Below are 13,966 nucleotides of genomic sequence, written 5' to 3'. Positions count from 1 at the left end.
ATGAGTCATCTCACGAGGTGGACAGGGCTAGCGTTTCATTCATGCACCCGATCGCGGCCGAGTGGTTCTCCCGGCACACCTCGAGCTGGCGCGACTGGCCGGCGGAGGAAGTCCTGGCCGCGAAGGGTGAGACCCGAGTGAGCGTGGTCCTGCCCGCGCTGGACGAGGAGCCGACGGTCGGCGAGATCGTAACCGGCGTGCGCATGCTCGGCCCGATCGTCGACGAGCTGGTGGTGGTCGACTCGGGCTCGGTGGACCGCACCGCCGAGGTGGCCGCGGCGGCCGGCGCGACCGTCCACCACCGCGACAACATCCTGCCGGCGACCGGCTCCCGGCCGGGCAAGGGCGAGGTGCTGTGGAAGGCGCTCGCCGTCACCAAGGGCGACATTTTGGTGTACGTCGACGCCGACCTCACCGACTTCCGCCCCCACTTCGTGACGGGCCTGCTGGGCCCGCTGCTGGCCGACCCGGCGACGCTGATGGTGAAGGCCTTCTACGACCGCCCGCTGCTGGACGTCTCCGCGGCCGGCGGCGGCCGGGTCACGGAGCTGGCCGCCCGGCCCCTGCTCAACGCGCACTTCCCGGAGCTGGCCGGGGTGGTGCAGCCGCTGGCCGGGGAGTATGCGGCCCGCCGGAGCCTGCTGGAGTCGCTGCCGTTCGCGGCCGGCTACGGCGTGGAGACGGGCCTGCTCATCGACACCTACGCCCGCCACGGGCTGGACGCGGTGGCCCAGGTCGACCTGGGCCAGCGCACCCACGGCCATCAGGACACGGCCGCCCTGGGCCGGATGGCCGCGACGATCGTGCACACGATCAACGCCCGGGTCGCCCCGAGCCACCCGCTCTGGCCGACCTTGACGCAGTTCGAGCGGCATGATTCCGCCGTGGTACCGCGGGTGACTCCGGTCGCCCACCCGGACCGTCCCCCGATGGAGACGGTCCCGGGCTACGCACCGGCCTGAGCTCAGCTCACCACGTCCTTGCGCAGGAACCGCCACCAGCCCAGGGCGAAGAAGACGGTGGCATAGGCGAGCGCCGCCACGCAGCCCTTGACCAGGTCGTCGGTCTGCATCGGACTGGACAGCAGGCCCAGCCAGGCGTCGGCGTAGTGCGTCGGCAGCACGGTGCGCAGGTTACCCAGCGCGGTGATCTGGTCGAGGATGTTGGACAGGATCTGCAGCAGCACGGCGCCGCCGACCGCGCCGAGCGGGGCGTCGGTCGACACCGACAGCAGGAACGCGAGCGAGGCCACCACCAGCAGCGTGACGCAGAGGTAGGCGACGATCTCCAGCAGCCGCACCACGCCCGTCCCGGCCGGGATCTCCCCGCCGATCGGGGCGCTCAACGGCGCCCAGCCGTAGCGCAGCGTCCCGGCCAGCAGCGCGGTGCCCACCAGGGTGACGATCGCGAGCAGGCTGTAGAGCAGCGCGACGACGAGCTTGATGCCGAGCAGGCGGGCCCGCGGGACGGGCATCGCGAGCAGGTACCGCAGGCTCCCCCAACTCGCCTCGCTGGCCACCGTGTCGCCGCAGAACAGCGCCACGATCACCACCAGCAGGAAGCTCGCCGACACCAGCAGGGTGAACAGGGTGAAGTTCGGCCCGCCGGAGGTGGCCAGGTCGGACAGGCGGGAGAACTCCCCGCCCGCGCCGCCGTCGTCGCCGCCCCCGCCGGTGTCCAGCTGGAACGCGACCAGGATGATCAGCGGCAGCAGCACCATGAAGCCCAGCGCCAGCTGGGTCCGGCGGCGGGAGGCCTGCCGGCGGATCTCGGTCCACAGCGAGAGGGTCGCGCCGGGGCGGTACCCCACGGCACCCCCGATGACGTCGGTGCTCACGATCGCTCCCCACTCGCCTTGGTGTCCCCGCCCACCAGGGACAGGAACGCGTCCTCCAGCCGCCGCCGCGGCGTGACCCGGTCGATGCCGACCCCGGCCCGCACCAGCGCCGCCACCACCTCGGCGCGCGGCGTGCCGTCGATGTCGACGACCAGGCCGCGCCCGCCGGACCAGGCCACCGCCTTCACCCCGGTCAGCTCCTCCAGCACCTTCTCGGCCGCGTCCACATCGGACACGTCCAGCTGCACCGACGGCGAGTCGCCGACGATGTCCTCGACCGGCCCGGCCGCGACCACCTCGCCCTTGTGCATGACGACGACGTCGGTGCAGGTCTGCTCCACCTCCGCGAGCAGGTGGCTGGAGACCAGCACGGCCCGCCCACCTGTGGCATAGCGGCGCAGTACTTTGCGCATCTCGGCGATCTGCGGAGGGTCGAGCCCGTCCGTCGGCTCGTCGAGGACCAGCAGCTCGGGCAGGCCGAGCATGGCCTGGGCAATGGCCAGCCGCTGCCGCATGCCGTGGCTGTAGGTGCGCACCCTGCGGTGGACGGCAGTGCCGAGGCCGGCGATGTCGTAGGCCTCCTCGAAGTGCGCGTCCTGGGCCGGGCGGCCGGTGGCCTTCCAGTACAGCTCGAGGTTCTGCGCGCCGGTGAGGTGCGGCAGGAAGCCCGGCCCCTCGACCAGCGCGCCGACCCGGGACAGCACCGGCGAGCCGGGCAGCAGCCGGTGGCCGAAGACCAGGATCTCGCCCGAGGTCGGCCGGGTGAGGCCCATGAGCACCCGCAGCGAGGTGGTCTTGCCCGCGCCGTTGGGGCCGAGCAGGCCGACCACCTGCCCGCGCCGCACGGTGAAGTCCACCTTGGACACCGCGACGAAGTTCTTGTACTCCTTGCGCAGCCCGCGCACCACCAGCGGCATGTCCACGAGCTCGGTGTCCACGCTGCGGTCGATGCGCCGGGCCCGGCCGCGGGCCACGAGCAGCACGACGAGCAGCGCGAGCGCGAGCGCGGCGACGAGTCCGGCCAGGATGTACCGCCAAATGATGTCGGGATTGGCGATCGGCGTCCCGGCGATGGCGGGCAGCGTGATCGCGCCGTCGACCGCGACGGAGTAGACCACCGGGTCCGGCGGCGACCAGTAGGCGGTGTCGGCCGAGGCGACCGTGACCCCCACCCGGCTGCCCGCCTCGAAGCGGTGCACCACGGCCGGCAGGGTCACGGTCACCGGTACCGCATCCGCGATCGACTTCGGCAGCCCGGTGAGGTGAACGGGCGCGATCAGCCCGTCCGGGATCGACGGCGCGCCCTTGGCCGGCACGTCGTAGAGCTTGACGAACAGCGTCGCCTCGCCGGTCGGCGACGCCGCGCGCAGGTGCACGACCGGGGCGCCGGCCGCGTCGTAAGCGGCGGCGAGCGGGGCGGAGACGAAGTCGGCGTGCTGGCCCGGGATCTCCTGGGTCACCGCGACGCCGCTCCCCCCGGCCAGGCCGGACAGGCCGGCGAGCGGCAGCGAGGAGATCCCCGCCGGGTTGCCGTCCGGCGGGCTGGCGATCTGCTGGGCCGGGCCCTGCAGCTCGACGGCGGCGCCGGGATCGTTGAGGCCGGGGTAGGACGGCACCGACGACGCGGCGGTCACCAGGCCGCGGCCCTGCGCGTTGAGCCCCGACACGCGCGAGTAGGTGAAGCTGTTCTCGGGCGCCTTGCCGTTGCCCTTGAGGTAGTGGTCGAGCCATTGGCCGGTGAGGTACCGCAGCCGGTCGACCTCGGACTGCGGCCCGGTGCCGCCGTCGTGCCCGCCGGTGAACCAGGCCACCCGCACCGGGGTGCCGTTGGCCGCGATGCCGCGCGCGTTGGCGTCGCCCTCGCTCAGCGGGAACAGCGTGTCGACCTGGCCCTGCACGAGCAGCGTCGGCGCCTTGATCTTGTCCAGCACCGGCGCCGGCGACGACTTGCGCAACAGCGCCTCGGCGGCCGGCGTGGCCTTGCCAGTCGTGGCGATGGACAAGTACGCCTGGCAGATGTCCTCGGCGAAGCGCCCGCACTGGGCGTTCTGCGGATTTTCCGACGAGCCGAAGAACTGCCCGGCCCACTGCTTCTTGAACACCCCGCCCGGCAGGAACGACGTGACCAGGTCGTTCCACGTGATCATCGGTACGATCGCGTCGACCCGGCTGTCCTGGGCGGCCAGCAGCAGCGACAGCGCCCCGCCGTAGGAGCCGCCGACCGCGGCGACCCGCGGATCGCCGCCGTCCTTGCGGATCTCGGGCCGGGCCGCGAGCCAGTCGATGAGCCGCTGCGCGTCCTTGACCTCCCAGTCCGGGCTGTCCAGGTGGATCTCGCCGGTCGAGCGGCCGAAGCCCTGCGCGGTCCAGGCGAGCACCGCGTAGCCGAGGTCGGCATATTGCTCGGCGTCGGCGCGCACGCTCTGCTTGGTGCCGCCGAAGCCGTGCGCGAGCAGGATCGCCGGGACCGGGTGCTCGGCGCTCGCGGACTTGGGCAGGTACAGCGTCGTGTCGAGGGTCACCGAGGCCGAGTCGTCCGGCCCGGTCCGGACCGAAATGAGCTGGTCGACGGCGCGGAAGCTCTTCGGCGTCGGCCACGCGGCCCAGCCGACCAGCCCCGCCACGAGCACGATCACGGCGGCGCCGGAGATGACCTGGCGCCGGGTGAGGCCCGGCAGGCGAAGTCGCATTGACCAAACGTACGCACCCGATGTTGCGCCCCGCCGAAAGACTCAGGCCCTTCTCAGCAACGGCTACGCTCGGTTTCGTGTCGGCGACCTTGACGCTCACTGCCAGCCTCCGCCCGGCCGCGCTCGACGCCCGCCGCGGCGTGGTGCGCCTGCACCCCGAGGTGCTCACCGCCCTCGGCCTGCGCCCCGGCGACCCGATCTCGCTCACCGGCCGGCGGGTCTCGGCCGGGATCGTCGCGGTGGCCGAGCCGGGCGCCAGCCGCGCCCTGCTCTACGCCGACGACCTGGTGCTGGGCAACCTGGGCCTGCGCGACGGCGGCCAGGTGGCGGTGGCCGCCGCCCCGCTGCGGGCCGCGCAGAGCGTCACGCTGTCCGGCCCGGCCGAGATCATGGCGGTCGTCTCCCCGGAGATGCTGCGCCTGGCCCTGCTGGGCAAGGTGGTCACGGTCGGCGACAACGTCTCGCTGCTGCCCCAGGACGTGTCGCTGGGCACACTGTCGGTTTCCACGCCGGCCGTACACATGGTCGACCGCGGCCTGGTCGAGGCGGCCCGGCGGAGCCTGTCCAACACCGTCGGCTACGCGTGGACCAGCGCCCTGCTGACCGTCGTCGCCGCCGAGCCTGACCCGGGCGCCCTGGTCACCATGGACACCGCGGTCGGCTGGGAGCACGGCCAGGCCACGCACGCCCCCGGCACCGTCATGGCCCCCGCCGCCGCGGCCCCGGCGGCGGCGCCCGCGTCCGCCGGCCGCGCCGCCCCGGTTGTCGCCCTGGCGGACCTGCCGGGCCTGCGGGCCCAGGCCGAGCAGCTGATCGAGCTGCTGGACCTCGGCTTCCACCACGGCGAGGTGCTGGCCAAGCTCGGCACCTCCGTGTCGCTCGGCGTGCTGGTCACCGGCCCGGCCGGCTCGGGCAAGTCCGCGCTCGTGCACGCCGTCGCCGGCGAGGTCGAGGCCCAGGTGATCGCCCTGTGGGCGCCGGAGATCGCGGCGCTGACCAACAACGACGCCGCCGGCCGGCTGCGCAAGGCGGCCGACGAGATGCGTGCGCCCGGCCCCGCCATCCTGCTCATCTCCGACGTCGACGCGCTGGCCCCGCGCGACCAGCCCGGCCCGCTCGCCACCGTCTTCCGGCAGCTCCTGGCCGGGCTGATCCGCGAGGGCGAGGCGGTGGTGTGCACGACCAGCCGCCCGGAGGCCGTGGATCCGGCGCTGCACTCCCCCGAGCTGCTGGCGCACGAGATCTCGGTACCGCTGCCCGACGCCGCCCTGCGCCGCGAGGAGCTCGCCGTGCTCACCCGGGGCATGCCGCTGGCCGAGGACGTGCGCCTCGACGACGTCGCCGGCCGCACGCCCGGCTTCGTCGCCGCCGACCTGGCCGCGCTGGCCCGCGAGGCCGGGGTCCGGGCCGCGCTGCGCCACCGCCGGGAGTCCGAGACCCCGCAGGTCGTCATGGCCGACTTCGACGCCGCGCTGGAGGTCGTCCGGCCGACCTCGATGGCGGAGAGCTCGCTGGAGCTGGCCAAGGTCACCCTCGACGACGTCGGCGACATGGTCGAGGTCAAGCAGACGCTCACCGAGTCGGTGCTGTGGCCGCTGTCGTACCCGGACGCCTTCTCCCGCCTGGGCGTCGAACCGCCGCGCGGCGTGCTGCTCTACGGCCCGCCCGGCTGCGGCAAGACCTACCTGGTCAAGGCGATCGCCGGCACCGGCAAGGCCAACGTGCTCTCCGTCAAGGGCGCGGAGCTGCTCTCCAAGTGGGTCGGCGAGTCCGAGCGGGCGGTGCGCGAGCTCTTCCGCCGGGCCCGGGAGGCCGCGCCGACGCTGGTCTTCCTGGACGAGGTCGACGCCCTGGCCCCGACCCGCGGCCAGGCCACCGACGGCGGCACCACCGACCGCGTGGTCGCCGCGCTGCTCACCGAGCTCGACGGCGTCGAGTCCCTGCGCAACGTCGTGGTCATCGGCGCCACCAACCGCCCGGACCTGGTCGACCCGGCCCTGCTGCGCCCCGGGCGCCTGGAGCGCCTGGTCTTCGTGCCCCCGCCGGACGCGGACGCCCGCGCGGAGATCCTGCGCGCGGCCGCCAAGTCGGTGCCGCTCGCCGCCGACGTGGACCTGGGCGCGCTGGCCGCGTCGCTGGACCGGTTCTCGGCCGCGGACTGCGCGGCCCTGGTCCGCGAGTCGGCGCTGGCCGCGATGCGCGAGTCGCTGGACGCCACCGAGGTGACGGCCGCCCACGTCGAGCTGGCCCGCGAGCGGGTCCGCCCGTCGCTGGACCCGGTCCAGGTGGCCTGGCTGGCGAACTACGCGGAGCAGCAGCGGGTGCGCTAGCGGCGGCGGGTGCGCTAGCGGCGGCGGGTGCGCGAGGCGCGGAGGCGGCGCAGGCGCTGCACCACCAGCGGGTCGTGCGCCAGCGCCAGCGGGTCGTCGAGGAGGACGTTGAGCAGCTGGTAATACCGCGTGGCGCTGAGCCCGAACGCGTCGCGGATCGCCTGCTCCTTCGCGCCCGCCTGGCGCCACCACTGCCTCTCGAACGCGAGGATCCGCTTGCCCCGCTCGTCGAGCTCCGGCGGCTCCTCGGCGACCGCGATGTCGCCGCGGGGGGCGTCGCCGTCGAGATCGTCGAGGTCCTCGACGTCCTCGGTGGAGGGTTGCGCGGGAACGCGGGTCGCGAGATCGTCGCGTTTCATCGTCGCTCCTGGGCGGCTCGGGGGATGCGCCCAGCCTAACCGTTTCGCGCCCAGTCGCACCCAGCACGCAACACCCGGCGCAGCCGGCACCAAATACGAAAAATCCGGATCCGTCCGGGCCGGGGTCAGGCGGTGACGATCTTGACGCTGGCCTCGCGGAAGGCGTCGAGGGTCGACTGGGTCGCGTTGGAGTCGGTGACCAGCGTGTCGATGCGGTCGATCGGGCAGATCCGGGCGAAGGCGTGGCCGCCCAGCTTGGAGCTGTCCGCGATGATCACGACGCGCCGGGCGCGGGCGACCATCAGGCTGTTCATCGCGGCCTCGCCCTCGTGGTGGGCGGCGGCGCCCAGGGTCACGTCGAGCGCGTCGACGCCGAGCAGGGCGATGTCGAGGGTGACGTCGCGCAGGATGTTGCCGCCGAGCGGGCCGACGAGCTCGAAGGACTGCGGCCGGACCACCCCGCCGGTGACGACGATCTTCATCCGCGAGCGGACCAGCAGCTCGTTGGCGATGTTCAGCGCGTTGGTGACCACGGTGAGCTGGGCGTCGTCGACCCCGCCGGTGAGCTCGGGGCGCACCGCGAGCGCGCGGGCCACTTCGGTCGTGGTCGTGCCGCCATTGAGCGCGACGACCATGCCGGGCGAGACCAGCGCGGCCGCCGCGGCGCCGATGCGCTGCTTCTCCGGGGCGTGTTTGGCGGTTTTGTACCGCAGGGGCAGGTCGTACGACACGCCGTTGGCCACGGCGCCGCCGCGGGTGCGCGTGATCATCTGCTGCTGGGCGAGCTGGTCGAAGTCGCGGCGGATCGTCGCCTGCGACACGTCCAGTCGCTCGGCCGCCTCCTCCACGCTGATCCGCCCGCTGTCGGTGAGGATCTCGAGGAGCGCGTTCCAACGCGCATAACGGTCCACGCGACCCCCTCCTTTGCGCGTACGGTGCGAGATGTGTGCACAATGATGCGCGAAACAGCGGGTAAACGCAAAGGCAACTGCTTGAACTAACCATCGGGGTACGGTTGCCAGCCAGCCCACCGGTGCGCAATGATGCGCGAACCGCCCAGGTTTGGCGCCGGAACGATCAGTCGAGGACGAACCGCACATGACACAGACCGTGATCGCCCTCGATGTCGGGGGCACCGCGATCAAATGTGCCCTGGTCGGCGCCGACGGTGACGCGCTGCACGAGGTGCTGCATGCGGAGCGCCACCCGACCGGGGCGGACCGGGGCGGACCGGCCGTGATCGAGACCATTCTCGGCATCGCCGAGGGGCTCGCCGCCACCGCCCGCGCCAAGGGGCTGGAGCCCGTCGGGGCCGGGCTGGTGGTGCCGGGCGTCATCGACGAGGTCAACGGCGTGGCCGTGTGGGCCGCGAACGTGGGCTTCCGGGACGTACCGTTGCAGGCTCTGCTGGAAGAACGCCTCGGGCTGCCCGCCGCCCTCGGCCACGACGTGCGGGCCGGCGGCCTGGCCGAGGCGCGATTAGGCGCCGGGCACGGCCACGACTACGTCCTCGTCGTCCCCATCGGCACCGGCATCGCGGCGGCCAACGTGGTGCACGGCCAGGTGTATTCGGGCGCGCACGGCGCCGGCGGCGAGATCGGCCACATCATCGTGCGCCCGGGCGGCCCGCCGTGCGGCTGCGGCCAGCGCGGCTGCCTGGAGTCCATCGCCTCGGCGTCGGCGGTCGGCCGGCGCTACTCCGAGCAGGCCGGCCGGGCCGCCACCGCCGAGGAGGTGGCCCGCCTGGCCGCCGAGGGCGAGCCGATCGCGGTCGCCGTCTGGCAGGAGACGATCGACGCGCTCGCCGACGGGCTGCTGGTCGGCATGGCGCTGTTCGACCCGGCGATAATCGTGGTCGGCGGCGGCCTGGCCGAAGCCGGCGAGGCGCTGCTCGCCCCGCTGCGCGAGGGCGTGCACGCGCGCGTGACGTTCCACCGCGAGCCGGTCATCACCCGCGCCGCGCTGGGCGACGAGGCCGGCTGCCTGGGCGCGGCCCTCATCGCCTTGGACAACCTGATCACGAAGGGGAACACGCAATGACGGTGGTGTCCGGTGTCCGGGTGGTCGCGGGTGACCGCGTCATCGACAACGGCTTCGTCCGGATCGAGGGCTCGCGCATCGCCGAGGTCGGTCCCTCAGCTTCCGGTGCCGTGGATGCGTCGGCCGCCGTTGTCGTACCCGGCTTCGTCGACATCCACGTGCACGGCGGCGGCGGGGCGACCTTCACCACCGGTGACGTCGAGGAGGCGCGCACGGCCGCGCGGTACCACCTCGGTCACGGCACCACGACCATGCTGGCCAGCCTGGTGACCTCGCCGCCGGAGCTGATGATGAGCGCCACCAAGGCCTTCGCCCCGCTCGCCGCGGAGGGTGTGATCGCCGGCATCCACTTCGAGGGCCCGTACCTGTCCCAGACCCGCTGCGGCGCCCAGAACCCGGCCCACCTGCGCCGCCCGTCCCTCGACGAGCTCGAGTCCCTGATCGATGCCGGCGAGGGTGCGGTACGCCTGGTGACGATCGCCCCGGAGCTGCCCGGCGCGCTGGAGGCCATCAAGCTGCTCGTCGCCCGCGGCGTCGTGGCCGCCATCGGCCACACCGATGCGACCTACGAGGAAACCCTCGCCGGCGTCGCGGCCGGCGCCACGGTCGGCACCCACGTCTTCAACGGCATGCGCCCGCCGCACCACCGCCAGCCCGGCCCGGTCTTCGCGCTGCTCGGCGCCCGCGAGGTGATCTGCGAGTTCGTCGCCGACGGCGTCCACCTGCACGACGGCACCCTGGCCTTCGCCACCACGGTCACCGGCCCGTCCCGCGCGGCCCTGATCACCGACGCGATGGCCGCCGCCGGCATGCCCGACGGCTCCTACGACCTGGGCGGCCAGAGCGTGGAGGTCGCCGCCGGCGTGGCCCGCCTGACCCGCGACGGCTCGATCGCCGGCAGCACGTTGACCATGGACAAGGCCTTCCGCCGCGCCGTCGGCGCGGGCCTGTCCCTGCCCGCCGCCGCCCAGATGGCCTCGGCCACTCCCGCCGCCGCCCTGGGCCTGTCGGAGGAACTCGGCGCGCTCCGCCCGGGCCTGCGCGCCGACCTGGTCCTGCTCGACGACGCCCTGACCGTCCAGCGCGTGATGCGCGCCGGCGACTGGGTCGCCTAGCCTCTCCCGCCCCACCGTGCAGCCCGGGCGGGCGTAAGTCTCCGTGATCATGATGCCCGTCGTGACCGCACCACGGGTTTGCCATGATCCCGGAGACTTTCGGTACACGGGTGTACATGGACACTCCGTGATCATGAAAAACCCTTGGTGTCGGTGGCGGGTTCGGCGTGATCACGGAGACTTGTGGCCGCTGCGTCGTGCTCCGCGGCGTGCAGCGTCAGCCGTGTAGATCTGATCGCGGCCCGGCCGTGTGGGATCTGTTCGCGGACCGCGCTCGTCGTGAAAGGGCCCGCCCGCGCCCGCCCGCAGGCCCGCCCGCGCCCGCCCGCAGGCCCGCCCGCAGGCCCGCCCGCAGGCCCGCCCGCACGGCCCCGCGCTTCGCGCGAGCCCGCCCGCAGGCCCGGCCACGGCCTGCCCGCCACGGCCTGCCCGCAGGCCCGGCCACGCCATGGCCCGCAGGGCCGGCCATGGCCCGCCCGCGCGGCGCCGCAGATGGCGCGGGGGCGGTCCTGGAATCGGATCGGGCTCGGTTTTGCGCATATACGAAATGTCGGAAATATCCGGCCACGGAGTGGCCGGATATTTCCGTGCGAAAAGGGCCGAACGTGCGCCGTGGTTAGCCGACGATGCCGCTGAACAACGGCAGGGCGCCGGCCGCCAGGCCGCCCACCGCGGGCAGGCCGGTGAGGACCGGCAGGGCTTCGGGCTGGGCCTCCGTCTGAGCGTGGCGGGGGCTGTAGGTGGTCGCGTGCTTCGGGGCGTACGCCTGCTCCGTGACCAGGGGCAGCTGGCTGGCCGCCTGAGGCAGGGCGCCCGTCGTCGGGACCAGCCGGTTCGCCACCGCCGTCGTGCTCACGCCCGGGGTCGGGCCGATGCCGCCGATCACCGGGACGCCGGTGACCGAGTCGTTCCTCAGCACGTCGCTGCCGCCCAGTGGCAGATCGCCGACCACGGGCAGGCCGTCCGCCTCGGTGGCCGGCAGGGCCGCGAACGAGCCGCCGATCGGGATGGCGTAGTCGTCGACGGGCTTCAGCGTGCCGCGGACCGGCAGGCCGTTGCCGAGCAGCGGGAGGCCGCCGACGACCGGGAGGGCCTCGGTGCCGGGGCGGGGGATGGCCGGGAAGGCGGTCGAGGTGTCGGCGATCGACGTGCCCGGCAGGCCCACCTGGTTGAGGTTGGCGAGCCGGCCGACCAGCGGGAGCGAGGCCAGGGAGTCCTCGGTGGCGGCCAGGGACGGGGGCTGGCCGTTGGCCGGCAGGGCGTTCGTGGCCAGGGCGTCGGTGGGCAGGGGCGGCAGGTTCGGCAGCCGGCTCGACGTGGTGCGGGGCAAGCCCAGGCTGTCGGTCGGCACGAGGCTGGTCAGCGGCAGGCCGCGCAGCACGCTCGGTACCTTCCGGCTGTTGAGGCTGTTCGTGGACAGCGACGTCGACGTGGTGCGCTTGCCGGCCTCGACGCTGGAGGCGGCGCTGGTGTCGATCCGGTCGCCGCGCGCGTGCAGCGATAGCGACTGGTTGTTGGGGCCGCCGGCCGGCGAGAACAGATCGTCCAGCTGGCCGGGTGCCAGGGCGGTGTCATCGGCGTGTGCGGCGCCGGCACCGAGCAGCAGCATGCCGCCGGCGACTCCGACGGTGCCTACCGCCCGGCGAAACCACGTGTTCATCGGTGAAAACCCCATCTGGTCGACAATGCGATTCGCCGGGTCCAACGAGATCGGCGGTCATCGGAAACTGGTGATCTTCGCTAGGATCGCCCGGTGACGTCCGAGTCGTGGCTGATGCGGCGGCTGCGCGGCAACCTGCCACGCGTTCAGGCGATCACCCGTTCGTGGGCGGTGGAGCAGGCGGAGCAGCCGGCCCGGCACGTGGTGCACGGGCCGGCGAAGCGGATCGTGATCTGCGGCGACGACCCGCTCGCGCTGCGGCTGGTGCGGGAGCTCATCGGGCAGTATGGCGTCCACGTCACCGCGATCCTGCCCAGCGCCAAGCGGCGATACGGTCCCGAGATCGCGCGCCTGCTGGCCGCGAGCGGCGGGCGGATCGTCGAGGCCGAGCGGCCCGACACCGAGGCGTTCGAGCGGGCCGAGCTGGCCGGCGCCGACGCGCTCGCGCTGGTCAAGCAGGACGACATCGGCAACATCGACGCGGCGCTGCAGGCGCAGGAGATCAACCCCAAGATCCGCCTGGTGATCCGGATGTTCAACCTCCGGCTGGGGTACAGCGTCCGCCGCAACTTCGCCGACCTGCGCGTGCTCTCCGACGCGCAGATGGCCGCGCCCGCGTTCGTGTCCGAGGCGCTGGGCGAGGTCGCGCCGGTCCACGTGCGGGTCGCGCAGCGCACGCTGTTCGTGGCCCGCCGGTCCGAGGTGCGCCCGGACGACGTGGTGTGCGGGCTGGCCCGCACCGTCGGCGACGAGCCCGAACTCCTGCCGCAGCACGACGCCGATGCCGACCTGGTCCTCGCCGTCGCCAACGGCGAGCGGGCCGCCACGGTCGTCGCCCGGGGCGAGCGCTCCGAGCGGCGGCGGTCGGGCGCCGACGACCGGCTGCGCCGCTGGTGGCGCCGCCAGCTGCACAGCCCGCTGCACACGCTGCGCAGCCTGGTCAGCCGCCGGCTGTGGGTCACCGCTCTGGTGCTGATCGGCATGCTCGCCGCCGGCACGGCCGTCATCGCCCACTACAAGCACGTCAGCTGGTGGAACGCCGCCTATGTGACGCTGCTCTCCGAGCTGACCGGCGCGAGCCCCGACCTCGAGTCGCACTGGCCGGAGAAGCTCGTGACCACGCTGCTCGGCCTGGTCAACGTGGCGCTGATCCCGGTGATCACGGCCGCGGTCGTCGAGGCCGTGGTCAACGCGCGGCTGGCGATCGCGCTCGGCCGGCTGCGCGAGCCGCTGTCCGACCACGTGGTCGTCGTCGGGCTGGGCAACGTGGGCACCCGGGTCATGCACTCGTTCGTCGACCTCGGCGTGCCGGTCGTGGCCATCGACCGCAACCAGAACGCCCGCGGCGCGCAGGCGGCCCGAGACCGCGGGGTGCCGTTCATCGTCGGCGACGCGAGCAACGTCGAGACCCTGAAGGCCGCGTCCGTGGACACCTGCCGGGCGCTGGTCGTGGTGTCCACCGACGACCAGGCCAACCTGGAGGCCGCCCTGGAGAGCCGGGCGCTCAAGCCCGACGTGCGGGTCATCCTGCGGCTCTTCGACGGCCGGTTCGCCGATCGCGTCCAGCGCGCCTTCGGCATCACCGCTTCGCGCTCCGTGTCGTACCTCGCCGCGCCCGCCTTCGCCGCCGCCCTCCTGGAGCGCGAGGTCATCGGCACCATTCCGGTCGACCGGCGGGTGCTGTTGCTGGCCGAGGTACCGGTGGTGGCCGGCTCCAGCCTGGACGGCGCCCCCGTCGCCGCGGCGCAGGACGTCGGCGAGGTCCGGGTGCTCGCCGTGTCGACCGACGGCGAGCGGCAGACCGTCTGGGCTCCTCCCCCCGCTTATGTACTACGGGCAGACGACCTGGTCACCGTGGTAGCGACCCGGCTGGGCCTGGGCAACCTGTTGGCTCAGACCGGCGGGACGGTCGACGGATCCCGCTGAGTTCCCGAT

General features: G+C 73.6%; 10 protein-coding genes. 5 read left to right on the top strand and 5 right to left on the bottom strand.

Annotation, left to right across the window (positions count from 1 at the left end; all coding sequences use genetic code 11):
* The first annotated feature begins 113 nt into the window (after positions 1 to 113).
* On the top strand, positions 114 to 962 hold the full coding sequence (locus tag ACQPXD_RS02275) for a glucosyl-3-phosphoglycerate synthase (RefSeq protein ID WP_432843557.1): 849 nt from the start codon (positions 114 to 116) through the stop codon (positions 960 to 962).
* A 2-nt stretch (positions 963 to 964) separates the two neighbouring features.
* Here the strand turns inward: ACQPXD_RS02275 and ACQPXD_RS02270 are convergent, their stop codons facing one another.
* Positions 965 to 1,837, bottom strand: a complete 873-nt coding sequence (locus tag ACQPXD_RS02270; protein WP_432834316.1) for an ABC transporter permease — start codon at positions 1,835 to 1,837, stop codon at positions 965 to 967.
* Positions 1,834 to 4,527 carry an alpha/beta fold hydrolase gene (locus ACQPXD_RS02265; RefSeq protein ID WP_432834314.1) on the bottom strand — a complete coding sequence of 898 codons (2,694 nt, stop codon included), beginning with the start codon at positions 4,525 to 4,527 and terminating at the stop codon, positions 1,834 to 1,836. The genes ACQPXD_RS02270 and ACQPXD_RS02265 overlap by 4 nt, the downstream gene beginning before the upstream one ends.
* A 77-nt stretch (positions 4,528 to 4,604) precedes the next feature.
* Here ACQPXD_RS02265 and ACQPXD_RS02260 point away from each other — a divergent pair, with 77 nt between their 5' ends.
* Entirely contained in the window at positions 4,605 to 6,857 is a 2,253-nt protein-coding gene (locus ACQPXD_RS02260) for an AAA family ATPase (protein ID WP_432834312.1), read from the top strand.
* A gap of 14 nt (positions 6,858 to 6,871) precedes the next feature.
* On the opposite strand, the gene ACQPXD_RS02255 is transcribed toward ACQPXD_RS02260, so the two are convergent.
* Both ACQPXD_RS02255 and ACQPXD_RS02250 read right to left on the bottom strand, forming a co-directional pair.
* Positions 6,872 to 7,216: a DUF3263 domain-containing protein gene (locus ACQPXD_RS02255; protein ID WP_432834311.1), complete on the bottom strand. Its 345-nt coding sequence runs from the start codon at positions 7,214 to 7,216 to the stop codon at positions 6,872 to 6,874.
* A 125-nt stretch (positions 7,217 to 7,341) separates the two neighbouring features.
* On the bottom strand, positions 7,342 to 8,127 hold the full coding sequence (locus ACQPXD_RS02250) for a DeoR/GlpR family DNA-binding transcription regulator (protein ID WP_432834309.1): 786 nt from the start codon (positions 8,125 to 8,127) through the stop codon (positions 7,342 to 7,344).
* A 187-nt stretch (positions 8,128 to 8,314) separates the two neighbouring features.
* On the opposite strand from ACQPXD_RS02250, the gene ACQPXD_RS02245 reads away from it, so the two are divergent.
* Together ACQPXD_RS02245 and nagA are read left to right on the top strand one after the other, a co-directional pair.
* Positions 8,315 to 9,256 (top strand): ROK family protein, encoded by a 942-nt coding sequence (locus ACQPXD_RS02245; RefSeq protein WP_432834307.1) that lies wholly within the window; start codon positions 8,315 to 8,317, stop codon positions 9,254 to 9,256.
* On the top strand, positions 9,253 to 10,371 hold the full coding sequence (gene nagA, locus ACQPXD_RS02240; protein ID WP_432834305.1) for an N-acetylglucosamine-6-phosphate deacetylase: 1,119 nt from the start codon (positions 9,253 to 9,255) through the stop codon (positions 10,369 to 10,371). The genes ACQPXD_RS02245 and nagA overlap by 4 nt, the downstream gene beginning before the upstream one ends.
* 616 nt (positions 10,372 to 10,987) lie before the next feature.
* Here the strand turns inward: nagA and ACQPXD_RS02235 are convergent.
* Positions 10,988 to 12,031, bottom strand: a complete 1,044-nt coding sequence (locus tag ACQPXD_RS02235; RefSeq protein WP_432834303.1) for a hypothetical protein — start codon at positions 12,029 to 12,031, stop codon at positions 10,988 to 10,990.
* Positions 12,032 to 12,124: 93 nt separating this feature from the next.
* On the opposite strand from ACQPXD_RS02235, the gene ACQPXD_RS02230 reads away from it, so the two are divergent.
* Complete coding sequence (locus ACQPXD_RS02230) at positions 12,125 to 13,957, top strand: NAD-binding protein (RefSeq protein WP_432834301.1); 1,833 nt, start codon at positions 12,125 to 12,127, stop codon at positions 13,955 to 13,957.
* Positions 13,958 to 13,966: the final 9 nt, after the last annotated feature.

Origin of the sequence: Dactylosporangium sp. CA-092794, from assembly GCF_050948465.1 — a bacterium.
Lineage (GTDB): Bacteria > Actinomycetota > Actinomycetes > Mycobacteriales > Micromonosporaceae > Dactylosporangium.
Note: the sequence above shows the minus strand (reverse complement) of the source record. Positions and strands in the feature narration are given on the sequence as shown.